Origin of the sequence: Paraburkholderia phymatum STM815 (assembly GCF_000020045.1) — a bacterium.
GTDB classification, from domain to species: domain Bacteria; phylum Pseudomonadota; class Gammaproteobacteria; order Burkholderiales; family Burkholderiaceae; genus Paraburkholderia; species Paraburkholderia phymatum.
Map to the genome: position 1 here is coordinate 324,686 of NC_010625.1, position 22,072 is coordinate 346,757.

The window sequence follows — 22,072 nt, forward strand, 5'->3', positions numbered from 1 at the left end:
GGCGTCCGCACTGCGATAACGGGAGTACCGTCATGTCCGCTGCACACAAGATTCTGGTCGTCTACTACTCGCGCAGCGGCACGACGCAGCGCATCGCGGAACTGCTCGCGTCGGAGCTGGGCGCCGACATCGAGGCGATTCGCGAGCCGGGCGAGCATGCCGCGCGTCGGGGTGCGCGCGGCTACGTACGTTCGCTTCTCGATGCGCTGCGACATCGCGATGTCCGCGTGATGCCGCCCATCCACGATCTGTCTGCCTACGACGCCGTCGTGGTCGGCACGCCCGTGTGGGCGAGCCATGCGTCCGCGCCGGCCGTCGCGTGGCTGAAGGCACAGCATGCGCACATCCGGCATCTCGCGCTGTTCTGCACGCTCGGCGGACGTGGCAGCCAGCCGGCGCTGGATCAGATGGCGAAGGCGGTGGGCAAGACGCCGCTTGCCGTCTGTGCTGTCACGGCGCATGACTTGCGCCGGCGCATCGACGGGACGAAGCGCCAGGGTTTTGGCCAGAAGATCCGGCATCGGCTGGCCAAGCTGCGGCAGACCGAATGGATCGAGTAGCGGCACCATTATTTTTTCTGCGTGCCCCGTGTTGCTTTCGGGTATGTAAAGGACTCTCCCATGTACAAGACAATCCTCGTGGCGGTGGACGGCAGTCACACCTCGAAGCAGGCGGTTCAGGAGGCGGTAAAGATGGCGTCGCTGACGAGCGGAACGGTGCATGCCGTCTATGTCGTCGATACATCGCCGTTGTTCAGCGACGCTGGCTACTTCGACCCCATCGTGTTGACGGACGCGTTGCGTGACAATGGCCGCGTCGCGCTGGAAGACGCGGAGTCAGTGTGCAAGCAATCGCATGTTGCCTGCGTGACCGAACTCATCGAAACGGAGCAGCTGAACGACGACGTCGCGCATGCGCTGCAGCGTTGTGCGGGCCGCATCGGCGCCGATCTGGTCGTGCTCGGCACGCACGGCCGGCGCGGCATGCAGCGGATCGTGCTGGGCAGCGTTGCGGAACGATTTCTGCGGATGTCGAAGTGTCCCGTGCTGCTGGTGCGGGGCAGCGAGCCGGAAGAAGCATGATTCGACGCGCTGACGCAGCGCGACGACTGCCGGGAACGCGCCGCTCGACCTCGACGGGCGGCGCGTTACATTAATTACGTATGGGTCACTGCGCAATCACTGCGTCAGCATGCGGTCGTTGCAAAGTCTTCATCTGACGGGCGATGCCCGCGTCTCCCCGCAAAATGACCAACCGTCTGCGCAAGCAACGCGACGGACCCCACGGGCAGCTTCAGATTGACGGCGAGTGCCGTCCGGTTCATCCAGCCGCGCGCGGCCGCCGCGAGACCCGCCGATGCGCAGTACAGATACACGTTCTGCAAGATGGCGCCGGCACTCGCCGATGCAAACGCTTCGCGCTGCGCATGCGGAATGTCGTGCATGCGCGTGAGATCCGCGACGTAGACCAGATTGACGGGCGCGTGGCCCAGGAACTCCTGATATCCGGTCATCGCGCGCAGATCGGCGGGCACGACGAGCGTGAGCGCATGCGCGGCGGCGTCATAGCGGTACGCGCCGCTTGCCAGCAGTACGTAAATGTCGATTTCATAGCCGCCAAGCGCCGATGGCGCGGTGCGGCCGCCAACGCCCGCACGGTTGATGCCGTCGGCGGCCCACAGCAGATCGCCGAGCGTGTCGTGATCGAGCGGCGTATCGGCGAATTCGCGCGAGGTTTGACGGGCAGCAAGCGCGTCGAGCAAGGGCATGCCGCCCGTGCAGTGCGCGGGCGCAAAGCCGATATATGGAACGGGCATGCCTTCGACGGGCCGTGGAGCGGGCGTATTGAGCAGCGCGGCGCCGATACGGAAAAGAGGTTTGGTCATAGCGAGCCGTCCGCGCACGGAAGACATCTTCCGCTCGCGGACCTCCGGGAGAACGAACGTCCATCGTCCCATGCTTCGCAATGCGAGGATTGATACAGATCAACCGCGCCGGAAGGGTGATTCGCCAGACCCAGCGGCGCGGCTCATCGCTGCGCCAGCTCGGGCACGCTCACCAGCAGCACCGGCGTATCGGCGAGCGGCAGCGTGCGTGCCGCCACGCTGCCGAGGAACCAGCGCGCGATGCCGCGCCGTCCATGCGTGCCGACGACGAGCAGGTCGGCGTTCCATTGTTCTGCGTCGCGCACGATCGCATGCGGCACGTCGTCGCCCGTTCTGTGTGTTTCGACGAGTGCCGTTTCTCCCGCGTGTCCCTCGTCCGAGAAGATGCGCTCGGCGAGATCGAGCGTCACACGTCCTTCTTCGTAGAACGCGCCTTCGAGCAGGTCGACGGGCGCGATATCGAACAGATGCACGGCGCGGTCGATCACGTAGATCGCGCGCAGCTGCGTCTGTGCCGACGCAAGCTGAAGGCCGATGCGCAGCGCGCCCAGCGAATGCGCGCTGCCGTCGAGCGCGAAGAGGATGCGCTGCGGCGGCGTGTCCGTGCGGGCGCGGCTGTTTTCCGGCACGAGCAGCAGCGAGCTGTTCGCGCGTCGCGTCACGGGCTCGGACACGGCGCCCTCCACCCAGCGCAGCAGCCCGCGATGATGCCGCGCGCCCATCACGAGCAGATCGGCCTGCCAGTGCGCCACCGCGTCGAGCAACGCGTGCACGATGTCACCGTCGCGTTTCGACAGATCGATCACCTCGGTTTCCAGCATCGCGCCGCAAAACACCGGCTCGATCCGTTGCAACGCGGCGCGCGCGTCGCTGATCAGTTCGTCGCGCGCAGCATTCAGAAACGCCTGTGTGGTCGCGCCGAGCGGAAACAGCGTGCGCGGATTCTGCACGACGGATACGACGGCGATGGCCGCCCGCCCGCTGAACAGCGCGTTCGTGTATTGCGCCGCGTGCAGGCTCGCTTCGCTGCCGTCGACGGCCAGCAGCACACGCTGGAATGCGCGGACAGAATCGTGTTCCGCATCGACTGGATTTGCCATGAGGTCCTCCGCGGTTCATGTAACCGGCTGTGGGCACTTGCAACGTTTCATTGTGCGCGCGGTTGCGCTCGACGGACTGACTATCGTCAACGGGCCGCGCAAGAACGCGCCGTGTCCTTCGCCTGGCGCCTGCTTGAATCCGCTTGACTTCAATCAACCCGTTTGTCCGATTGCAGCAGACACTACCTGAGTGTGCCAAGGAGAAAACCATGTTAGCTATCGATGTGATGACGCCTTCCGTGATCTGCGCGCAACCGGACATGACCGTGCAGGAAGCGGCGAAACGACTGGTCGACAACAGGATCAGCGGCATGCCTGTCGTCGATGCAAGCGGTGGGCTGGTGGGTATGGTGAGTGAAGGCGATTTGCTGCACCGGGTCGAAACGGGAACGGAAACGAGGCGCTCGCGCTGGCTCGAAGTATTCTCGACGACGCGCGATCTGGCGAGCACGTTCGTGAAGGAGCACGGGCGCAGCGTCGCCGATGTGATGACCGCGTCCGTATTGACTGTCGACTGGCAAATGCCCGTTGCCGACATTGCGGACCTGATGGAAAGGCGCCGCATCAAACGCGTGCCCGTCATGCGCGGCGGCAAGTTGATCGGCATCGTCACGCGCGGCAACCTGATTCGCGCGTTGGCGAGCGCTGGCGCGCCCGCGCGACCGCAGGACGGACAGGTTGTCAGCGACCGCGAGATCGCCGAGGCGATCGTCGCTGCATTGAGGGATAAGCGCTGGGCATTGACGAAGGAGAACGTCATCGTCAAGGACGGTGTCGCACACCTGTGGGGCGTGATCCAGTCGGAAGAAGAGGAACGCGCGCTTTGCGTCGCCGCGCTCGAAGTGAAAGGCGTGAAAGAAGCACGCGCCCATCTGAGCTATCCGACCGTCATGCCTTTGATGTGACGATTGCACCGTTTCAATGCCTGCCGATCGCCGCGCGGCGAGGCACACGCGAACGCTTCGGCGTCGCGCGGACCTTCGTCGCGCGCATTTCTGCTCTCGCGTAGACTCCCTCGCGAGCGGCTCTGCGCACCATCCGCAGTCGATTGTTCGCCATATCCTTCAAGTCAATTCGCCGTGAGCCGCTTTATCGCGGCCAATCGTCTGTCTACATTCTCTCCATCGTCGGCCGGCTGTTAGAAAAACAGCGGGTCCCGTTCAACGTTATCGAATCGATTGAGGAAACAGGTCATGAGCAAGCTTGCAGGTAAGGTCGCTGTCGTCACGGGCGCTTCGAAGGGCATCGGTGCGGGCATCGCGAAGGCGCTCGCGGCGGAAGGCGCTTCCGTGGTGGTCAACTACTCGAGCAGCAAAGCTGCTGCCGATGCGGTCGTGGCTGACATTACGGCGGCAAAGGGCAAGGCGATTGCGGTCGGCGGCGATGTGTCGAAGGCTGCGGATGCGCAGGGCATCATCCATGCAGCCGTCGAAACGTATGGCCGCATCGACATCCTGGTGAACAATTCAGGCGTCTACGAATTCGCGCCGATCGAAGAATTCACGGAAGATCAATTCCACCGCCAGTTCAATATCAATGTGCTAGGTCTGCTGCTGACGACGCAAGCCGCCGTCAAGCACCTTGGCGAAGGCGCGAGCATCATCAACATCAGTTCGGTGGTGACGAGCATCACGCCGCCGACGACGGCCATCTACAGCGGCACGAAAGGCGCTGTCGACGCGATCACGGGCGTGCTGTCGCGCGAACTGGGACCGAAGAAGATTCGCGTGAACGCAATCAATCCGGGCATCGTGATTACGGAAGGCACGCACGAAGCGGGCATCGCCGGCTCCGACTTCGAAACGATGGCCGTGAGCCAGACGCCTCTTGGCCGTGTGGGCCAGCCGAGCGACATCGCGTCGATTGCGGTGTTCCTCGCCTCCGACGACTCGGGCTGGCTGACGGGCGAAACCATCGTCGCAAGCGGCGGGATGCGCTGATCGCCTGGCCGGTCGCGGCGCCGCATTCTCCCGCTGCAATGAAAAAACCTCGGCTCCTGATGGATGCCGAGGTTTAGTGCTTGCCACGCGCAATACAACATTGCTGCTGCGAGCTCTGCGGGTTGATGGCCGAAGGCCGAGGGCACTCGCGCAGTGATCCCCGACGCGCTTCGCTTGAAAGGAGGAAGGAAATGCCCGAAGCGACGTCGACGTACATTATTGTCGGGCGGCTTTCTTTCGTACAGCAGCAGTTGGCGCAGAGTTCGGCGCAGCAGATGCGATGCTGACCGCCACGCGCTAGATCAGCAAGCGGTCTTCATCCGATGACTTGCGTGCGACCAGTTGCGCGAGCTTGCGCAGCGCAGAGTTCAATTCCGTGCGCCGCGTGCAGCCGCCGAGCGAGATGCGAATCGCGTTCGGCACGTCGCCGCTCTGGCAGAACGCCGAAGAAGGTGCGACCACGAGGCCCTCCGTGCGAGCCGCCGCCGCGAGGCTTTGCGCGGCCCAATGCGCGGGCAGCGGCTGCCATACATGGATGGCGCCGCCGGATCCCGCCATGTTGACGGACGACAATATCTGGCTGGCTGCGAGCAGGCGCTCGCGCGATTCCTTCAGGATGCCTGTCAACACTTCCGTTGCCGTGCCCTCGAGTATCCACTGCGTGACGAGGGACGTCGTCAAGGGGGGCGACATCAGGGAAAGCGAGCGCAGCGCCTTCAGAAACGCCTCTTGTGCGCCCGCGACAGGCAGCACGAGAAATGCGGCGCGCAGGCCCGGCGAGATGCACTTCGACAGCGTGGACAGGTAATACACCTGCTGCGGCGCGAGGGCAGCAAGCGGTGCAGGCGGACTGTCGGCGAAGAGCCAGTACGGATCGTCTTCGACAACGGGCACGTTCCAGCGCGCCGCGACCGCGAGTATGTCCTTGCGGCGCTGCGCGGGCATGGTTTGCGCGGTCGGATTGCGGATGGTCGGGTTCAGATAGATGACGCCGCCGCGCGCACGCGCGCAGGCTTCATCGAGCGCGTCGGGCCGCATGCCATATTCGTCGCAGGCAATCGCGCCGAGCGCGCGCCCAAGTTGCCGCACGATCAGCGGCAGACCCGGATAGATCAGCTGCTCGGTGAAGATGGGCGCGTCGGGCCTCGTCAGCGACAGAATCAGCGCGGCGAGCGCCGAATGCGCACCGGGCGTCACGATCACGCGCGACGGATCCACGCGTCCCAGTATCGGCGCGAGCCACGCTGCACCCGCCTGACGGTCCGTGTCGCTGCCGCCGCCCAACTGGTACGTCATCAGCAGATCGATGTCGCTGCGCACCAGCACCTGTGAAAGCCCGCGCTTGAGCAGCACGGCAAGATCCAGATCGGCAGGCGGCGGCGGAATATTCATGCTCAGATCGACTTGCTGCAAGAACGTCGCCTTGGGCGGCGCGATGAAGGTGCCGAGCGGTCCTCGCGATTCGATCAGATTGCGCCGGTGCGCTTCGGCAAAACCGCGCGTGACGGTGGTCAGATCCACGCCGACCATCTCCGCGAGCTTGCGCTGCGGCGGCAACCTGTCGCCCGGGTTCAGCTTGCCGTCCGCGACGGCGCGCTCGATCAGATCGACGATCTGCAGATAGCGCGCCTTGCCGTTGTCCGTGAAGTCCGCGATCCAGTCGGGACGCCGCGCGGCGCGTTTGCGTGTAGAGGATGACGAGGCAGGCATGTGTGGCATCTTGTCGCGCATGTATGGCATATGTCTTACTCTAGCATGCGCCGCCATAGCCTATGTATGTATCCGCCGGAAGGCCATAGCCGTGGCGGGAAGCTGGCGTCTGAGCGAAGGGTTGGGGGATAGATGCATGGAGCTATGTAACCCGGCAACCAACCTGAAAGCATGCGCAATCCACCTATATCCGGGGGTTCTCCCCATACGGCGGGACGCTGGCCCCGCTCACATCCATTCCGAAGACACCTGATGCGCGCAGCCCGCGTCGCCGCAACCGGCGCGCTGGGCCTGTTAGGCGGCTGCAGCATGGCGCTCTTCAACCCCAAAGGCACGATCGGCGAGCAGGAGAAGAACCTGATCCTGATTGCGCTCGGCCTGATGCTGCTGGTCGTGATTCCCGTGATCGCGCTCACCCTGTATTTCGCCTGGCGCTACCGCGCATCGAATACCAAAGCAAGGTATGCCCCGACCTGGGCGCATTCGAACGCGATCGAAGTCGTCGTGTGGACGATCCCTTGCATCATCGTCGCGACGCTTGCCGTATTGATCTGGAAGACAACGCATAGCCTCGATCCCTACAAGCCGATCGACTCCGGCGTGAAGCCCGTTCGCGTGGAAGTGGTCGCGCTGAACTGGAAGTGGCTCTTCATTTACCCGGAATACGGCGTCGCGTCCGTCAACCAGCTGGCGCTGCCCGTCAATACGCCTGTCGACTTCAGGCTCACGGCGGAGTCGCTGATGAACTCGTTCTTCATTCCGCAACTGGGCAGCCAGGTTTACGCGATGTCCGGCATGCAGACGCAGCTGCATCTGATCGCAAACAGCGCGGGCATCTATGCGGGCCGTTCGTCGGCGTTCAGCGGACCAGGGTTCTCGGACATGGACTTCAAGACGGTCGTCACGAGTCGCGGCGAGTTCGACGCCTGGGTGGCGCGCGCGCAAGCGTCGCCGCAAGCGCTCGACGTTGCCGCGTACGACGTGCTTCAGCAACCTGGCAGAAAGACGGCCGTCACGCTGTACAGCAACGTGGTGCCGGGACTGTTCGACGGCATTGTCTATCAGTACATGCGCGATGCGAGCGGCCGCCCGATCTGCACGACGGCCAACGCGGATATGTACGTCAAGCCGGCACGCCTGCCTTCACATGCAGCTTTGGTATCGGAGTAGTGGAAATGTTTGGAAAATTTACGCTCGAGGCGATTCCGTATCACGAGCCCATCATCATGGGCACGCTCGGCGTCGTCGTGCTGGGCGGTCTGGCGCTGCTGGGCGCGATCACCTACGTGGGGAAGTGGTCGTATCTGTGGAAGGAGTGGATCACGTCCGTCGATCACAAGCGGATCGGCGTGATGTACATCATTCTCGCGCTCGTCATGCTGCTGCGCGGGTTCGCCGACGCCATCATGATGCGCGCGCAGCAGGCGATTGCGTTCGGTGACGCGGCGGGCTATTTGCCGCCGCATCACTACGATCAGATCTTCACCGCGCATGGCGTGATCATGATCTTCTTCGTGGCCACGCCGCTGATTCTCGGCCTGATGAACGTGGTCGTCCCCCTGCAACTCGGGGCGCGCGATGTTGCGTATCCGTTCGTCAATTCGCTTGGTTTCTGGCTGTCTGCGGTCGGCGCGGTGCTGGTGATGATCTCGATGTTCGTCGGCGACTTCGCGGCGACGGGCTGGGTTGCGTATCCGCCGTTGTCCGAGCTCGGCTACAGTCCCACCACGGGAGTCGACTACTACATATGGTCGCTACAGGTTTCGGGCCTGGGCACCACGCTGAGCGGCATCAACTTCGTCGTGACGATCCTGCGCATGCGCGCACCCGGTCTGAATCTGATGAAGATGCCCGTGTTCTGCTGGACGGCGCTGATCACGAACATCCTGATCGTCGCGGTGTTTCCCGTGTTGACGGGCACGCTCGCGCTGCTCACGATGGACCGCTATCTCGACATGCACTTCTTCACGAACGAGCTCGGCGGCAACGCGATGATGTACATCAACCTGATCTGGGTGTGGGGTCATCCCGAGGTGTATATCCTGATTCTGCCCGCGTTCGGCGCGTTCTCGGAAATCATCGCGACATTCTCGGGCAAGCCGCTGTTCGGCTACAAGTCGATGGTGTACGCAACGTCGTCGATCGGCATTCTGTCGTTCTTCGTGTGGCTGCATCACTTCTTCACGATGGGCTCTGGCGCGAACGTGAACGCGTTCTTCGGCATCATGACGTCAATCATTTCGGTGCCGACGGGCGTGAAGCTGTTCAACTGGCTGTTCACGATGTATCGCGGCCGCATCCGCTATCACACGTCCACGTTGTGGACGATCGGCTTCATGGTGACGTTCGCCGTCGGCGGCATGACGGGCGTTCTGCTCGCGGTGCCGGGCGCGGACTTCGTGCTGCACAACAGCCTGTTCCTCGTTGCGCACTTCCATAACGTGATCATCGGCGGCGTCGTGTTCGGCTGTCTCGCGGGCATCAGCTACTGGTTCCCGAAAGTGTTCGGCTTCACGCTTGACGAGTTCTGGGGCAAGGTCGCGTTCTGGTGCTGGCTGGTCGGTTACTGGCTCGCGTTCACGCCGTTGTACATCCTCGGCTTCGAAGGCATGACGCGCCGCATGAATCACTACGATGTACCCGAGTGGCATGTCTGGCTGATCGTCGCGCTGGTCGGCGCCGCGATCATCGGCATGGGCATTCTCGCGCTGCTGGTGCAGTTCGCGGTGAGCATTCGTAATCGTGAGCACAACCGCGACGTCACGGGCGATCCGTGGGATGCCCGCAGCCTCGAATGGTCGACGGCCTCGCCTGCGCCGTTCTACAACTTCGCGCACGTGCCCGTCATCACGTCGCTCGAGCAGCATTGGGACGACAAGCAGTCGGGACGCGCGTATAGAAGGCCCGCGACATACGAAGACATCCACATGCCGCGCAACACGGCAGCGGGCTTCGTCATTGCCGCGTTCAGCCTGCTATTTGGCTTTGCGATGGTGTGGCACATGTGGCTGTTCGCTGTAGCGGGCCTGATCGGCATGATCGCGACGTTCATCGCGCGCTCTTACGACCAGGACGTCGATTACTACGTGAGCGCTGCCGAAGTCGAGCGGATCGAAAACGCGCGCTTCGAACTGCTGAGAAGCGACGACCACGAGCAAATTGCGGAGATGGCCTGATCATGGCAAACACACCAACCTATGCGGCCGCCGCTCATCACGACGCACGCGGTCACCACGACGACGGAACCCGCACCACGCTCGGGTTCTGGATTTATCTGATGAGCGACTGCCTGATCTTCGCGACGCTGTTCGCGACGTTCGGCGTGCTTGCCAACGCGACGGCGGGCGGACCGGCAGGCCGGCAGCTGTTCGAGCTGCCCTATGTGCTGGGCGAAACGCTGCTGCTGCTCGCGAGCAGCTTCACGTTCGGCATGGGCATGCTGAGTGTGTATGCGAATCGGCGCGGCACCGTGATCGGCTGGCTCGCTGTAACGTTCGTGCTGGGCGCGGCGTTTATCGGCATGGAAGTGTACGAGTTCGCCAAGCTGGCGAGCGACGGCGCCGGCCCTTCGACCAGTGCGTTTCTGTCGGGCTATTTCACGCTCGTCGGCACGCACGGCTTGCACGTGACGACAGGCTTGCTGTGGATCGGCGTGATGATGCATCAGATCGGCCGGTTCGGCCTCACGCCCGTCACGCGCCGCCGTATCGCATGCCTGAGCCTCTTCTGGCATTTCCTCGATCTCGTATGGATCTGTGTGTTCAGCCTTGTCTATCTGCGTGAATTTCTATGAGCCAAACATCTGAATTGAGACAGGCGCACGCCCACGATGCGTCGCATGGCAGCGTGAAGCACTATGTGATCGGTATGCTCCTGTCGCTGGCGCTGACGTTTGCATCGTTCGGCGTGGTCATGACACATGTCGTGCCGCGCGCGATGGGACTCACGGCCGTAGTCGCGCTGTGCGTCGTGCAACTGCTGGTACAGCTGCGGTACTTCCTGCACCTGGGTTCGTCGGCGGATCAGCGCTCCAACACGGGGATTTTCGTGTGTACCGCGTTGCTGATCGCGATCATCGTCGCGGGTTCGCTGTGGGTGATTCACAACGCGAACGTGAACATGATGCCAACACAGATTTCAGTCGAGCGTGCGTTGGCGCGCGATTGAGTTTCGGTGGAAGGAAGGGCGAATCGAGTTTTAGTTTCGCCCTGATTTGCAGACGTTTCGCTTCGGGTCGTGGACCCGAAGCGCTGCAGATTGCCTCACTGGTTTCCTGATTTCCTATCGCGTTGCCTGAACGGCGCATCGCGCGCCACATCGCCCTGATAGAACGCCGCGAAACGATCCAGTTGCCGCTGCGCATCGGCGGGATCGACATCGGCGCTCAACACCGCGCTCGAAAAGCCCGTACGTTCCATCTGGATCAATTGATCCGCAAGCACGTCACCCGTTGCACGCAGATCGCCCGTGAAGCCCAGACGCCGCCTGATCAGATACGCCTGGCTGAATGCACGGCCGTCGGTAAAGTTCGGGAAGCGTAGCTCGACGCGATCTGCGCTGGCGATGGCGTCGCTGTGAGCAAGCGGATCTGCGTCGTTGCCGAGCGCGACGACGTGTTCGACGTCATCGCTGGAATGATCGGCAGCGGCGAGAATGCGGATACGCGTTCGGCCGTTCATGCCGGCACCTCAACGGGCGTGCGCACGGCATGCGCCGCCGCCTTGAACGGCTCGGGTCCGATGCGCCGCACAGTTTCGATGAACGTCTCGCGAGCCGAGCCAGAATGCGTGCGTCGCTCGACATACGTGCGCAATACGGCTTCGATAACGTCGGGAACTTCGTGTGCGGAAAACGACGGCCCGATCACCTTGCCCGGCTGTGCGTCGCCGCTTGCATGCGATCCATCCGAACCACCGAGCGTGACCTGATACCACTCGCTCCCGTCCTTGTCGACGCCGAGAATGCCGATATGTCCGCTGTGATGATGGCCGCATGAATTGATGCAGCCGCTGATATGCAGATCCACTTCGCCGATATCCTCGAGTTCGTCCATGTCCTGATAGCGCTCCGTGATCGCTTGCGAGATGGGCAGCGAGCGCGCGTTCGCCAGCGCGCAAAAATCGCCGCCCGGACACGCGATCATGTCCGTCAACAGATTCACGTTGGCGCTCGCGAGTCCCACTTCGCGCGCCGCTTCCCACAACGCGAGCAGATCGTTCTCGTGTACCCAGGGCAGCACGATGTTCTGCGTATGCGTGACGCGGGCTTCGCCGGCAGAGAAGCTGTCGACGAGATCGGCGAGATGGTCGAGCTGATCGGCGGATGCATCGCCGGGCGCCTGCAGCAGACGCTTGAACGACAGCGTGACGATGCACAGCAGCGGATTCTTGTGGCGCGCGACGTTGCGCTTCAGCCAGCGCGCGAAGGGCGGGTTATGCAGCGCGGCGTCGTGAATCGCCTGGCGCGCGGCGGGATCGACAGGCCGGGCAACAGAATCCGCCACGGGCTGCGCGAAATACGCGCTGACGCGTTCCAGTTCGCCACGCGGTATCGTATGCGGCCCGCCGTCATGCTCGACGATCTGGCGAAATTCTTCTTCCACTTCGTCGATATATTTCTGGCCTTCCGCCTTGACGAGAATCTTGATGCGCGCCTTGTATTTGTTGTCGCGCCGCCCGTACTGGTTGTACACGCGGACCACGGCCTCGATGTAGTTCATGATGTGCTGCCACGGCAGAAACTCGCGCAGCACCGTGCCGATCACGGGCGTGCGCCCCATTCCGCCGCCGACGGTCACGCGAAAGCCGAGTTCGCCGTTCTCGCCGCGGCGCAGCCGCAGGCCGACGTCATGCCATTGCGTTGCGGCGCGGTCGTCGTCGGCGCCTGTAATTGCAATCTTGAACTTGCGCGGCAGAAACGCGAACTCGGGATGCAGCGTCGTCCACTGCCGCATGATTTCAGCGAAGGGGCGCGGGTCGGCGATTTCATCGGGCGCGACACCGGCGCGCTCGTCGCACGAGATGTTGCGGATGCAGTTGCCGCTTGTCTGGATGCCATGCATGTCGACCGTCGCGAGCAGATCCATCACGTCGGCGGCTTTCGCGAGCGGAATCCAGTTGAACTGCACATTGGTGCGCGTGGTGAAGTGCGCGTGATGCGTCGGCAGGCGAACGGTGCCGAGCTTGCGCTGGGCGTCCAGCGCCTGACGATAGACATCCGCCTCGGGCGCATCGTATTCGCGCGCCACGCGCGCGAGCACGCGCAGTTGCGCACTCGAGAGCTCGCCGTATGGCACCGCGACGCGCAGCATCGGCGCATGCCGCTGCACGTACCAGCCGTTTTGCAGACGCAACGGACGGAAGGCGTCTTCGCTCAATCGGCCGTCCTGCCATCGTTCGATCTGGTCGCGGAACTGCGCGGCTCGATTGAGCAGAAATGCTTTGTCAAACTCGTTGTACTGATACATGGCTAACCTGGAGGGATGGCGCAAGCATCTGTCGACGCCCGCGCCCGGAGATGCGCAACGGCGGCCGAGTCCATCGGCCTGTCGTTGCGGCGGGGACATGTATCTTCGAATCTAACGGCGGGGGCCGCGGCCGGCAAGACGCAGATGACGCGAAAATGACGGCAGCAGATGGGAAAACGGGCGCAGCGGCTTGTCCAGTCGAACAGCGGACGGGAGAACTAGTCGCGCAACGCAGTTGTATGCGGAATCATCGCTGCCTGGCCGTGCAGCTTGCCGTGCTCGTCGATCAGTTGCCACACGGTCGCGCGTTCGATCCAGAAGCGCTGGCCCGTCTTCGCAATCCGCACGCCGCGATAGCCCGACACATAGCCGTTGCGCGTCACCTGATCGAGGAACGCCTGACGTTCGCTGCGCTCGGGCGCTTCTGCGGAAAGGCGGGAAGGCAGGGCCGTGAGTTCGTCCCAGTCGTATCCGAACAACGACTGTGCGCGCCGGTTGCCGTAGACGAACACCGGGTCGTCAGCCGAATTGTGCGCGAGCAGCCCGAACGGCGCGTCATGATACAGCCATGCAGCGGCATCTTCTGCGTGCTCGCGCTCCCGAACGAGTGACGCGCCGAGCAGGCGCGCATAGCTGCCCGTGAGCAGATTGAAGAAGGTCAGGTCGGTGCGTAAATCCATCGGTAGGACTCTCCATGCGGTCGCGACATTCTAGCGTGACGGTGTTTTGCGCGACGATGGTCGAGTTCTGAGCGCGGTGCGTTCCTCGTCCGTCTCAGTGCGCGTCGCGCACCGTGTACGGCGGCGCCTGCACGACAGGCGCCGCGGCTGCGAAGAGTTCGGCGCGGTTGCCGTTGCGCGGCGGATAGATGCGCTCGCAGTTGATCGTGCGTTTCGTCTGCTTCGCGGCGGCGCCTTGAGACGCGAGGCGCCGGTCCCAGCCCTCCGTGTACACGGCGCCCCACGGGCCGAGATCGAGAATGGTCGTGTACCAGTCGATGCTGAGCGGCAGCATGTCGAGACCGAGCAAATCGCAGACGGCGTTGTGGCCCGCGAAGCGGCCCATCGGGCGTCCGTGCTGGCACGACATCACGGACGGCCGTTCGCCGTCGATCAGCAGGCGCGCGCAATCGCCCGCCGCGAACACGCCGCACACGTCGTCGACACACAGAAAAGCATCGACGGGAACGCGCCCGAACGGATCGAGCGATATGGGGAGTTGCGCCGTCAACGGACTTGCTCGCATGCCGCCGCACCACACGACGGTCGCTGCATCGATCTGCTTACCTCCCGTGAATTGCACGCCTTCGTGTGTGACAGCTTCCAGCGAAACGCCCGGTAGCAGTTCGACGCCTTGCGCGACGAGTGCTTCTTCGATCACAGCCTGCGCGCCGCCCATCGCCTGCCCGATTCTGGGCGAGCGGTCGGCGAGTATCACGCGCATCATGTCGCTCTCCCGCCCGTGAACGATGCAGCGTAAGCGCGCGGGCAATTAGGCGGCCAGCTCGATTCCCGTCAGGCCCGCGCCGACCACGACGACGGTAAGGCGGCCCGGTGCTGCGGGCTGTTCGGGAAGTTCGAGCAGATGCGCGTGCAGGCGCGCCGCACCCTGAAACGTGTCGACATCGAAAGTGAACTCGCGCAGTCCGGCGATGGCGGGACGAACCAGCTCGCTACCCGCAGCAAGGATCAGACGATCGTATTCGAGCCATTGCACAGCCGCCCGGTCGACTTCGTAGCCGACAAGGCGATTGTGCGAATCGATCGAGCGAACCATGCCGTGAACGTGCCGCACACCGGCAGGAGCGAGTACGTCGACGAGCGGCACGAGCGTGTCGTCGAGCGGCTGCTCGTAGTTGCGCACGCGAATGCTGTGATACGGCGTGCCATTGATGACGACCACTTCGACCTGCTCGCTCGGTACGCGCAGTTCATCGAGCTTGCGTGCGGCGCCGAGCGCGCTCCACAGGCCGGCAAAACCAGCGCCGATCACGACGATTCGCTTACGGTCCATGTCCATGTCGCGCGCGCTCCTCTTGGGACGAGCCGTTGGTTGGGGATGCGGATTCGAGTGTAGTGCGACGGAACGAACGCCGCCCGGATTTCTTCGGGCGTTATGGCGCCGTGATGCTGACGGGCGTGTCCGTCGTCAAGGGCGTCGTGCGCGGCGCTGGGGGCGCGGGTGTCCGCATCCGCATGCCGATAGATCAACCAGGTCGCGAAATACGGCACCGCGAGCCACGTGCCTTCCCGATCGCACGAACGGCGGGGCGCACGTTCGACGCGCCATCGGCCTGCGCGGGATTGCCGCCGCCTATCCATAGACGTCCCACCACCTGCGAGCGGCCCGCTGCGAACACGCACGCGCTCGGTGGTCTGCCCTCGATGAAGGCAACGCGGCAGGTGCGCGGCAACTGTCGGGCGCACTCGCTAGACGGACGGAATTCAAGCGGGCAATTTTTGCTTCGATCCGTCAACATTGCTGACGAGGTAAAAGCGGCGCGCTTTTCCATTGGGTCCGAAATGGAAAGATGCATGAAAGTACGGCGTAGCGGGCTGCAACGTCAACAGCGCGGGCAATCGGATAAGATACGGCCCGCCAGTCATTTTCCGAACGATGGAGTATTTTCAGTGATACAACCGGGCAACGTATTCAAGGACAACCTCGCGCAACTGCCGGGTATCGACGGTATCGAACGTATCGATCTCGTCGACGGCAAGGGCGCGGTGGTCGCGAGCATCGAGAACAAGCCGGGCAAGCAGGGCTCGCTCGCCGTGTACCACTATTTGCGCGAAGCCTTCGGCGCGCTCGATGTGAAGGCCGCTGAGCATGGCCTTGCCGTATTCGCCGAGCATACGGCCGACGCGCGCAATCGTCCAGGCGCACATCCGAACGTCGATCGCCTGCTGGAGATCGCGGCGGGCAGCGAGGCGCTGCGCATCGAGGTCATCGCCGCCGCCCGAGCGCGCTAAAGCAGTCCGAGCGCCAGCGCCTTGAGCGTGGCGGCTGCGCGCGTCGAACAATCGAGCTTGCGAAACACGCTTTCGACATGCGTGCGCACCGTGCTGGGACTCAACGATAGATCGCGGGCGACTTCCTTGTTGCTCGCGCCCTGGGAAATGCCGCGCAGCACGTCGATCTCGCGAGCGGACAGACGCGCGTTATGTGCGCGCGGATTCACGACGCGCCGCTGCGAAGTGCCCGCATCGATCAGCGCATCGACCACGCTGGCATCGTAGCGACCTTGTGCGGCTTCTTCCTGCATCAGCTTCGCGGCCTCGCGGTCCGTCATTGCAGCGCGCCAAGGACGGGCAGCACGCAATGCGACCCATGTCGCGCTAGCGGCCAGAATGCGCGCTTCGACCGGCAACGCCGCGCCCGAAGCGCCACGAAAATACCCGGAGCCATCGAGCCGTTCATACACATATGAGCCGAGTTCGGCGCCTTCGGCGAGCGTGCCCGTTTGCCTGCCCGCACGCGAGGTCCAGTACGGCACGAGACGCAGCTTCTCCCACGCGGCCTGCGACAGACGCGACGGGGTGTTCCAGATGGGATTCGGCACGGCCGCGCGCCCCATGCCGTGAATCAGCCCTGCGCAATACAGGCGATGCTGCGCGTTCGAATCGAGCGCGAGGCGTGCGCCACACGACGCAGCCGTCGCCGCGACGCTGCGTGAATAGCCCGTCATCCAGGGCAGTTTCAGATCGATGATGTCGGCGACCAGTTCGACGGGCGTAGCATCGCTCATGTTGGGCGTTAGTAGCGCGGCGTCGATGGACGCGGCGTCAGTGTGTTCGAGTTCGTCGAGCCAATCTGGCGCGAGCCGGATGGCGAGGCGCGCGAGCTTGTCGGGATAGCGCGAATCAGCGCGCTGTCCGATCAGTGCGCGAGCGCGCTCGATGTTGTAGGTGCGCGAAAAGATCTCCAGTTCGCCGGCGAGCGCCACGATGAATACGCTGGCGGGCACTGCATTGCCTGCCAGGTGGTCGGGCGAGCCACTGCCATCCCACGACTCGAACACATGCCGCAGCGCGGCCCTCGTGTCTTGACCGAGGCCGAGCATGCGCGCCGCTTCGCTCGATACTTCGCAATGGATGCGCGCGAGCGGCGCGATGACGGCGCCGAGATCGGCGTGCAGCTCGAGAGGTCCTGCCCAGTCGGGCTTGAGCGCGAGCATCGCTTCGCGGCTCGCGACGTCGTCGCCCGTCGCTTCCGCAAAGCCCGCTGCATTCGCCGTGCAACCTGACCAGCGCAGCAGCGATGCCTCGCACACGGCGACGGCGGCGTCGTCGAGTTCGGCGGCGCGCGCGAGGCGCACGGCGAGCCACGCGGTGCGGATGGAATGGTCGGTCGGCTGTCCCATGCTCAGATCGCCGATGAAGGCGAGCGCTTTCACGGCATCGAACACGCGAACGGCAGGGCCCGGCGAAGTTTGCATGAATAGAGCGGTCGATTGTCGAGCCCCACTATACCCCGTGCATCTGCGGGCGAGATCGGTCATTTGACCGATGGCGGGCGTCAGCGGCGCTTGCGATGCTTTGCTCCTCGCGCTGAATACGGGCGCCACCTCAAGGACATATCGCTCATGAATCCGCTTCTCAGAAAGTGCATCGCCTCCGTCATGCTGGCCGGTTCGGTGCTGTCGTTGCACGCGGCGCAGGCCGCCCAGCCGCAGGACCTGAAAGGCAAGAACGTCGTGCTGGTGCACGGCGCGTTCGCCGATGGTTCGAGCTGGGAAAAGGTGATTCCGCTGCTCGAAGCGCGTGGCCTGCATGTGGTTGCCGTGCAGAATCCGTTGAGTTCGCTTGCTGACGACGCTGCCGCGACAAAGCGCGCGATCGACGCGCAGAACGGTCCCGTGGTGCTGGTCGGCCATTCGTGGGGCGGCGCGGTGATCAGCCAGGCGGGCAACGACGACAAGGTGAAGGCGCTCGTCTACGTGGCGGCTTTTGCGCCCGACAGCGGCCAGTCGATCAACGACATGCTCAAAGGCAAACCCGCGCCCGCCTGGGCGAGCGAGTTGCAAAAAGATTCGGGCAACTTCCTGACGCTGTCGTCGAAAGCGATCGACGACGACTTCGCGCAGGATCTGAGTCCGGCGCAAAAGCGCGTGGTCGCGGCGACACAAGGTCCGTGGTTCGCGGGCGCAACCGACGACAAGGTGACGAATGCCGCATGGCACGCGAAGCCGACGTACTACGTCGTCGCGAATCGTGACCGCATGATCGATCCGCGGTTGCAAGACGCGATGGCGGCGCAAATCAAGTCGAAAGTAACGCATGTCGACAGCAGCCACGTGCCGATGCTCAGCAAGCCCGAAGCGGTGGCGAACGCGATCATCGAGGCTGCTGCCAAGGCGCAGTAATCGGACGCTGGTCTTTTTGAAACCGCGACGTGCCGGAAGGTGCGTCGCGGTTTTCGCTTTTGCTGGCGGAAAGGAAGCGGCGCAACGGATGCGGACTCACAGGCCGGCACACTGGTCGAGTGGTCCTCTCCATCCGGAAAATGATCGTTTCGAGCAAATGATTGATCGATTTGCGCGTTTGGATCGAACCGGCTACACTGCGGACTGATCGATTCGATCGGATTGTGATTATTTCGATCAAATTGCAACGGCGCCCGGCGCATGGTTCAAACGCATTACTCGAATAAAACCAGGAGACTCGCATGGTTCAAATCCCCATCAAGCGCTCGATCGAGCGCGTTCCCGGCGGCATGATGATCGTGCCGCTGCTCGTCGGCTCGCTGGTGGCAACGTTTCTGCCCGGCATGCCGAAGTTCTTCGGTTCGTTCACCAATGCGCTGTTCACGGGCGCGCTGCCGATCCTCGCCGTGTTTTACGTGTGCATGGGCGCGAGCATCGACGTGAAGGCGACGCCGTATCTGATGAAGAAAGGCGGCGCGCTGCTCGTTACGAAGGTCGGCGCGGCCGTGATCGTCGGCGTCCTTCTCGGCCATCTGATCGGCGAGCAGCCGGTGTCGTCGGGCCTGTTTGCAGGCATCTCGACGCTCGCCGTGGTCGCCGCGATGAACGACACGAACGGCGGGCTCTACATGGCGTTGATGGGCCAGTACGGCCGCTCCGAGGACGTGGGCGCGTACACGCTGATGTCGCTCGAATCGGGCCCGTTTCTGACAATGGTGACGCTCGGCGTCGCGGGGCTGTCGGCGTTTCCGTGGCAGACGCTGGTCGGCAGCATTCTGCCGCTTGCGCTCGGCATGCTGCTCGGCAACCTCGACCGCGACATGCGCGACTTCCTCGCCAAGGCGGTCCCTGTGATGATTCCGTTCTTTGCACTCGCGCTCGGCGCCGGTCTCGATCTTCACAAGGTATGGCAAGCGGGTCTGCTCGGCATCGGCCTGGGTATCGCTGTCGTGATCGTGACGGGCATTCCGCTGTATTTCGCCGATCGTCTGACGGGCGGTACGGGCGTAGCAGGTGTCGCGGCAGCGAATACGGCGGGTAATGCGGCCGCTGTGCCCGCGCTTGTCGCGGCAGCCAACCCGGTCTATAACGCAGCGGCGCAAAGCGCGACGCTACTGGTCGCCGCGTGTGTCGTCGTGACGGCGATACTGTCGCCGATCCTGACCTCGGCCGTCGCGAAGCGCTATCAGCAGCGACAGCAAGCTGCTCGCTCAGGAAACCGCCAAGGGTTGGCACGATGAAGATTCTGATCATTGCGGACGACCTGTCGGGTGCCGCGGACTGCGCGATCGGGTTCGCGAGCGCCGGGCATCGCACGGTCGTCACGCTGGAGGCGACGTGCATGCCGGCGCACGACGGCGCGGACACGATCGCCGTCGATACCGACACGCGCCGTCTCACGCCGCAGGATGCCGCGACGCGCACGGCAGCGGCGTATGCGGAGATGAGCGCGCGCGGCCAGCGCCTGTACAAGAAGATCGATTCGACCTTGCGCGGCAACTGGGCCGCTGAAGTGGCCGGTCTTCAGGCGCTTGCCGGCATGGCGATCGTCGCGCCCGCGTTTCCCGCCACGGGACGCACGGTGCGCGACGGCCGCGTGTTCGTGCACGGCGAGCCGCTCGAACAGACGGCGACATGGAAGCTGGAGCACGCGGGCCAGCCTGCCGGCATCGCGGCGCAACTCGAAGCGGTGGGGCTGACGACGGAACGCCTCGACGCGCAAGCGCTCGCCGACGAACCGGAAACGCTGGCCGTGTGCATCGGCGCGATGGCCGCGAACGGCGTGCAGGCCCTGATCGTCGATACGCACAGCGAGCGGGCGCTGCGCGCGCTCGCGCGTGCGACGCTGCGTAGCGATGCACCGTTTTTCTGGGTCGGCTCGGGCGGACTGGCGCGCGAAATCGCGGCGCTCGATTCGCGGGTCGACCCGGCCGGGCGCGGCCCGGGCAATACGACATTTCCCGGCGGCCCGATCCTGATTCTGGTCGGCAGCCTGTCGGCCGTCAGCGAGCGGCAATGCGCAATGCTGCGCGAACGCGGCGGAGTGAAAGAACTGATCGTGCCGCCCGCCGTGTTGCGCGCAGGCGCGACGCATCGCGACTGGCACGTGCTGCAGGAGCAGATCGGCGTATCGCTGAAGGCGGATGTGGATCTGCTGCTGCGCATCGGCCGCGACGATGCATTCGATCCCGCAGAAGGCGCGCAACTGTCGGCGGCCCTCGCAGCGCTGGTCGAGCCGCACTTCACCAGGACAGGCGGGGTGATTGCGACGGGAGGCGAGACCGCACGCGCGATGCTCGCCGCCGCGCGCATCGGCAATCTGCAATTGCTGGCCGAAGTGGAAGCGGGCGTCGCCGTCGCACGGCCGCTCGATGCGACGCGCACGCATTGCCCCGGCGTGGTGACGAAGGCAGGCGCATTCGGCACCGATCACGCGCTCTACGCCGCATGGCTGACGCTGCGCAACCAAACTGAACGGGACGTCGTGCCGCATTGACGCCCGGCAATGAACAGCACGTATTCACGAGATCAAATCATGAGCAACTACCTTCCCGTAATAGGCATCACGATGGGCGATGCAGCCGGCGTCGGCGCTGAAGTCGTCGTCAAGAGCCTCGCGCATGCATCCGTCTATGCGCAATGCCGTCCGCTCGTGATCGGCGACGCGAAGCGCCTCGAACGCGCAAATCAGATCGTGGGCGGCGAGATGAAAATTCGCCGCATCGAAGACGCCTCCGAAGCGCGCTACGAGCAGGGCACGATCGACTGCATCGACCTCGGCCTGATTCCCGACGACCTGCCGTTCGGCCAGCTGTCGGCTATCGCGGGCGATGCCGCGTACCAGTACATCAAGCGCGCCGTGGAACTCGCGCAGTCGGGCAAGATCGACGCGATCTGCACGGCGCCTCTGAACAAGGAAGCGCTGCATGCGGGCGGTCACAAGTATCCGGGCCACACGGAAATGCTGGCGCATCTGACGGGTGTCGACGAAGTGTCGATGATGCTCGTCGCCCCGCAACTGCGCGTGATCCATGTGACGACGCACATCGGCATCATCGACGCCATCCGCAAGATCGAGCCGGGCCTCGTGCAGCGCACGATCGAACGCGGCAATGCGACGCTCGTGAAGGCGGGGATCGAGCGTCCGCGCATCGGCGTGTGCGGGATCAATCCGCATGCGGGCGAGAACGGTCTGTTCGGCTACGGCGAAGAGGAAGAGAAGATCATCCCCGCGGTGACGCTGCTGCAGGAGCGCGGTCTCGACGTGACGGGCCCGTTGCCCGCCGACACCCTGTTTTTCCGCGCGGGCCGCGGCGATTTCGATCTGGTGGTGGCGATGTATCACGACCAGGGGCATGGTCCCGTGAAGGTGCTCGGTCTCGAAGCGGGCGTGAACGTGACGGTGGGGCTGGAAGTGATCCGCACGTCCGTCGATCACGGCACCGCTTTCGACATCGCGGGCAAGGGTGTCGTCGATGAAGGCAGCATGCTCGAAGCGCTGCGCCAGGGCGCCGAACTGGCGACGCGCCGCTGATCGTAGCGTGG

The 22,072-nt window shown here is 63.9% G+C and carries 20 protein-coding genes and 1 pseudogene; 13 read left to right on the plus strand and 8 right to left on the minus strand.

The features are described 5' to 3' along the window. Positions 1 to 32: 32 nt before the first annotated feature. Both BPHY_RS29105 and BPHY_RS29110 read left to right on the plus strand, forming a co-directional pair. A complete protein-coding gene (locus BPHY_RS29105) occupies positions 33 to 560 on the plus strand; it encodes a flavodoxin family protein (RefSeq protein ID WP_012405043.1) in 528 nt (175 codons plus the stop codon). A 60-nt stretch (positions 561 to 620) separates the two neighbouring features. Then, complete coding sequence (locus BPHY_RS29110; RefSeq protein ID WP_012405044.1) at positions 621 to 1,082, plus strand: universal stress protein; 462 nt, start codon at positions 621 to 623, stop codon at positions 1,080 to 1,082. Between the two features lie 104 nt (positions 1,083 to 1,186). On the opposite strand, the gene BPHY_RS29115 is transcribed toward BPHY_RS29110, so the two are convergent. After that, complete coding sequence (locus BPHY_RS29115) at positions 1,187 to 1,885, minus strand: nitroreductase family protein (protein ID WP_012405045.1); 699 nt, start codon at positions 1,883 to 1,885, stop codon at positions 1,187 to 1,189. Between the two features lie 143 nt (positions 1,886 to 2,028). Beyond that, a complete protein-coding gene (locus BPHY_RS29120; protein ID WP_012405046.1) occupies positions 2,029 to 2,985 on the minus strand; it encodes a universal stress protein in 957 nt (318 codons plus the stop codon). Between the two features lie 209 nt (positions 2,986 to 3,194). Here BPHY_RS29120 and BPHY_RS29125 point away from each other — a divergent pair, with 209 nt between their 5' ends. Further along, positions 3,195 to 3,890 carry a CBS domain-containing protein gene (locus tag BPHY_RS29125; protein ID WP_012405047.1) on the plus strand — a complete coding sequence of 232 codons (696 nt, stop codon included), beginning with the start codon at positions 3,195 to 3,197 and terminating at the stop codon, positions 3,888 to 3,890. Positions 3,891 to 4,178: 288 nt separating this feature from the next. Continuing rightward, a complete protein-coding gene (locus BPHY_RS29130) occupies positions 4,179 to 4,925 on the plus strand; it encodes a glucose 1-dehydrogenase (RefSeq protein ID WP_012405048.1) in 747 nt (248 codons plus the stop codon). Positions 4,926 to 5,222: 297 nt separating this feature from the next. Here BPHY_RS29130 and BPHY_RS29135 read toward each other — a convergent pair whose 3' ends face one another. Continuing rightward, positions 5,223 to 6,635: an aminotransferase-like domain-containing protein gene (locus BPHY_RS29135; protein WP_244257818.1), complete on the minus strand. Its 1,413-nt coding sequence runs from the start codon at positions 6,633 to 6,635 to the stop codon at positions 5,223 to 5,225. A gap of 252 nt (positions 6,636 to 6,887) precedes the next feature. On the opposite strand from BPHY_RS29135, the gene cyoA reads away from it, so the two are divergent. From cyoA to cyoD, 4 genes are read left to right on the plus strand one after another with little or no spacing between them, the layout of a single operon-like run. Then, complete coding sequence (cyoA, locus tag BPHY_RS29140; RefSeq protein WP_012405050.1) at positions 6,888 to 7,805, plus strand: ubiquinol oxidase subunit II; 918 nt, start codon at positions 6,888 to 6,890, stop codon at positions 7,803 to 7,805. A 5-nt stretch (positions 7,806 to 7,810) separates the two neighbouring features. Beyond that, entirely contained in the window at positions 7,811 to 9,811 is a 2,001-nt protein-coding gene (gene cyoB, locus BPHY_RS29145) for a cytochrome o ubiquinol oxidase subunit I (RefSeq protein ID WP_012405051.1), read from the plus strand. Positions 9,812 to 9,813: 2 nt separating this feature from the next. After that, positions 9,814 to 10,428 carry a cytochrome o ubiquinol oxidase subunit III gene (cyoC, locus tag BPHY_RS29150; RefSeq protein WP_012405052.1) on the plus strand — a complete coding sequence of 205 codons (615 nt, stop codon included), beginning with the start codon at positions 9,814 to 9,816 and terminating at the stop codon, positions 10,426 to 10,428. Continuing rightward, a complete protein-coding gene (gene cyoD, locus BPHY_RS29155; RefSeq protein WP_012405053.1) occupies positions 10,425 to 10,802 on the plus strand; it encodes a cytochrome o ubiquinol oxidase subunit IV in 378 nt (125 codons plus the stop codon). The genes cyoC and cyoD overlap by 4 nt, the downstream gene beginning before the upstream one ends. A gap of 95 nt (positions 10,803 to 10,897) precedes the next feature. Here the strand turns inward: cyoD and BPHY_RS29160 are convergent, their stop codons facing one another. From BPHY_RS29160 to BPHY_RS29175, 4 genes and pseudogenes are all read right to left on the minus strand, one after another. Then, positions 10,898 to 11,314: a DUF934 domain-containing protein gene (locus BPHY_RS29160; protein WP_012405054.1), complete on the minus strand. Its 417-nt coding sequence runs from the start codon at positions 11,312 to 11,314 to the stop codon at positions 10,898 to 10,900. Continuing rightward, the gene (locus BPHY_RS29165) at positions 11,311 to 13,101 is read right to left on the minus strand and encodes a nitrite/sulfite reductase (protein ID WP_012405055.1); all 1,791 of its coding nucleotides are present in this window, start codon (positions 13,099 to 13,101) and stop codon (positions 11,311 to 11,313) included. The genes BPHY_RS29160 and BPHY_RS29165 overlap by 4 nt, the downstream gene beginning before the upstream one ends. 218 nt (positions 13,102 to 13,319) lie before the next feature. Then, the gene (locus BPHY_RS29170; protein ID WP_012405056.1) at positions 13,320 to 13,781 is read right to left on the minus strand and encodes an MEKHLA domain-containing protein; all 462 of its coding nucleotides are present in this window, start codon (positions 13,779 to 13,781) and stop codon (positions 13,320 to 13,322) included. A 94-nt stretch (positions 13,782 to 13,875) separates the two neighbouring features. Further along, positions 13,876 to 15,120: pseudogene (locus BPHY_RS29175) on the minus strand (NAD(P)/FAD-dependent oxidoreductase). Positions 15,121 to 15,731: 611 nt separating this feature from the next. Here BPHY_RS29175 and BPHY_RS29180 point away from each other — a divergent pair. After that, positions 15,732 to 16,073: a DUF2322 family protein gene (locus BPHY_RS29180; RefSeq protein ID WP_012405057.1), complete on the plus strand. Its 342-nt coding sequence runs from the start codon at positions 15,732 to 15,734 to the stop codon at positions 16,071 to 16,073. Here the strand turns inward: BPHY_RS29180 and BPHY_RS29185 are convergent. Further along, entirely contained in the window at positions 16,070 to 17,539 is a 1,470-nt protein-coding gene (locus BPHY_RS29185) for an HD domain-containing phosphohydrolase (RefSeq protein ID WP_012405058.1), read from the minus strand. The genes BPHY_RS29180 and BPHY_RS29185 overlap by 4 nt on opposite strands. A gap of 147 nt (positions 17,540 to 17,686) precedes the next feature. On the opposite strand from BPHY_RS29185, the gene BPHY_RS29190 reads away from it, so the two are divergent. The 4 genes from BPHY_RS29190 (at position 17,687) to pdxA (ending at position 22,061) form a co-directional block, all read left to right on the plus strand. Beyond that, positions 17,687 to 18,466, plus strand: a complete 780-nt coding sequence (locus BPHY_RS29190) for an alpha/beta fold hydrolase (RefSeq protein WP_012405059.1) — start codon at positions 17,687 to 17,689, stop codon at positions 18,464 to 18,466. 302 nt (positions 18,467 to 18,768) lie between these two features. After that, positions 18,769 to 19,767 carry a 2-keto-3-deoxygluconate permease gene (locus tag BPHY_RS29195; RefSeq protein ID WP_012405060.1) on the plus strand — a complete coding sequence of 333 codons (999 nt, stop codon included), beginning with the start codon at positions 18,769 to 18,771 and terminating at the stop codon, positions 19,765 to 19,767. Further along, the gene (locus BPHY_RS29200) at positions 19,764 to 21,023 is read left to right on the plus strand and encodes a four-carbon acid sugar kinase family protein (RefSeq protein WP_012405061.1); all 1,260 of its coding nucleotides are present in this window, start codon (positions 19,764 to 19,766) and stop codon (positions 21,021 to 21,023) included. Before BPHY_RS29195 ends, BPHY_RS29200 begins: the two co-directional genes overlap by 4 nt. A gap of 39 nt (positions 21,024 to 21,062) precedes the next feature. Then, the gene (gene pdxA, locus BPHY_RS29205; RefSeq protein WP_041766004.1) at positions 21,063 to 22,061 is read left to right on the plus strand and encodes a 4-hydroxythreonine-4-phosphate dehydrogenase PdxA; all 999 of its coding nucleotides are present in this window, start codon (positions 21,063 to 21,065) and stop codon (positions 22,059 to 22,061) included. Positions 22,062 to 22,072 lie beyond the last annotated feature (11 nt).

What these genes read in the sequence shown, in the direction of transcription:
- BPHY_RS29165 (WP_012405055.1), bottom strand. Translation starts at nt 13,101, where the DNA reads ATGTATCAGTACAACGAGTTTGACAAAGCATTTCTGCTCAATCGAGCC.
- BPHY_RS29185 (WP_012405058.1), bottom strand. Translation starts at nt 17,539, where the DNA reads ATGCAAACTTCGCCGGGCCCTGCCGTTCGCGTGTTCGATGCCGTGAAA.
- BPHY_RS29120 (WP_012405046.1), bottom strand. Translation starts at nt 2,985, where the DNA reads ATGGCAAATCCAGTCGATGCGGAACACGATTCTGTCCGCGCATTCCAG.
- BPHY_RS29160 (WP_012405054.1), bottom strand. Translation starts at nt 11,314, where the DNA reads ATGAACGGCCGAACGCGTATCCGCATTCTCGCCGCTGCCGATCATTCC.
- BPHY_RS29110 (WP_012405044.1), top strand. Translation starts at nt 621, where the DNA reads ATGTACAAGACAATCCTCGTGGCGGTGGACGGCAGTCACACCTCGAAG.
- BPHY_RS29190 (WP_012405059.1), top strand. Translation starts at nt 17,687, where the DNA reads ATGAATCCGCTTCTCAGAAAGTGCATCGCCTCCGTCATGCTGGCCGGT.
- BPHY_RS29195 (WP_012405060.1), top strand. Translation starts at nt 18,769, where the DNA reads ATGGTTCAAATCCCCATCAAGCGCTCGATCGAGCGCGTTCCCGGCGGC.
- BPHY_RS29105 (WP_012405043.1), top strand. Translation starts at nt 33, where the DNA reads ATGTCCGCTGCACACAAGATTCTGGTCGTCTACTACTCGCGCAGCGGC.
- cyoC (WP_012405052.1), top strand. Translation starts at nt 9,814, where the DNA reads ATGGCAAACACACCAACCTATGCGGCCGCCGCTCATCACGACGCACGC.
- cyoB (WP_012405051.1), top strand. Translation starts at nt 7,811, where the DNA reads ATGTTTGGAAAATTTACGCTCGAGGCGATTCCGTATCACGAGCCCATC.
- BPHY_RS29115 (WP_012405045.1), bottom strand. Translation starts at nt 1,885, where the DNA reads ATGACCAAACCTCTTTTCCGTATCGGCGCCGCGCTGCTCAATACGCCC.
- cyoD (WP_012405053.1), top strand. Translation starts at nt 10,425, where the DNA reads ATGAGCCAAACATCTGAATTGAGACAGGCGCACGCCCACGATGCGTCG.
- cyoA (WP_012405050.1), top strand. Translation starts at nt 6,888, where the DNA reads ATGCGCGCAGCCCGCGTCGCCGCAACCGGCGCGCTGGGCCTGTTAGGC.
- BPHY_RS29135 (WP_244257818.1), bottom strand. Translation starts at nt 6,635, where the DNA reads ATGCCTGCCTCGTCATCCTCTACACGCAAACGCGCCGCGCGGCGTCCC.
- BPHY_RS29200 (WP_012405061.1), top strand. Translation starts at nt 19,764, where the DNA reads ATGAAGATTCTGATCATTGCGGACGACCTGTCGGGTGCCGCGGACTGC.
- pdxA (WP_041766004.1), top strand. Translation starts at nt 21,063, where the DNA reads ATGAGCAACTACCTTCCCGTAATAGGCATCACGATGGGCGATGCAGCC.
- BPHY_RS29170 (WP_012405056.1), bottom strand. Translation starts at nt 13,781, where the DNA reads ATGGATTTACGCACCGACCTGACCTTCTTCAATCTGCTCACGGGCAGC.
- BPHY_RS29125 (WP_012405047.1), top strand. Translation starts at nt 3,195, where the DNA reads ATGTTAGCTATCGATGTGATGACGCCTTCCGTGATCTGCGCGCAACCG.
- BPHY_RS29130 (WP_012405048.1), top strand. Translation starts at nt 4,179, where the DNA reads ATGAGCAAGCTTGCAGGTAAGGTCGCTGTCGTCACGGGCGCTTCGAAG.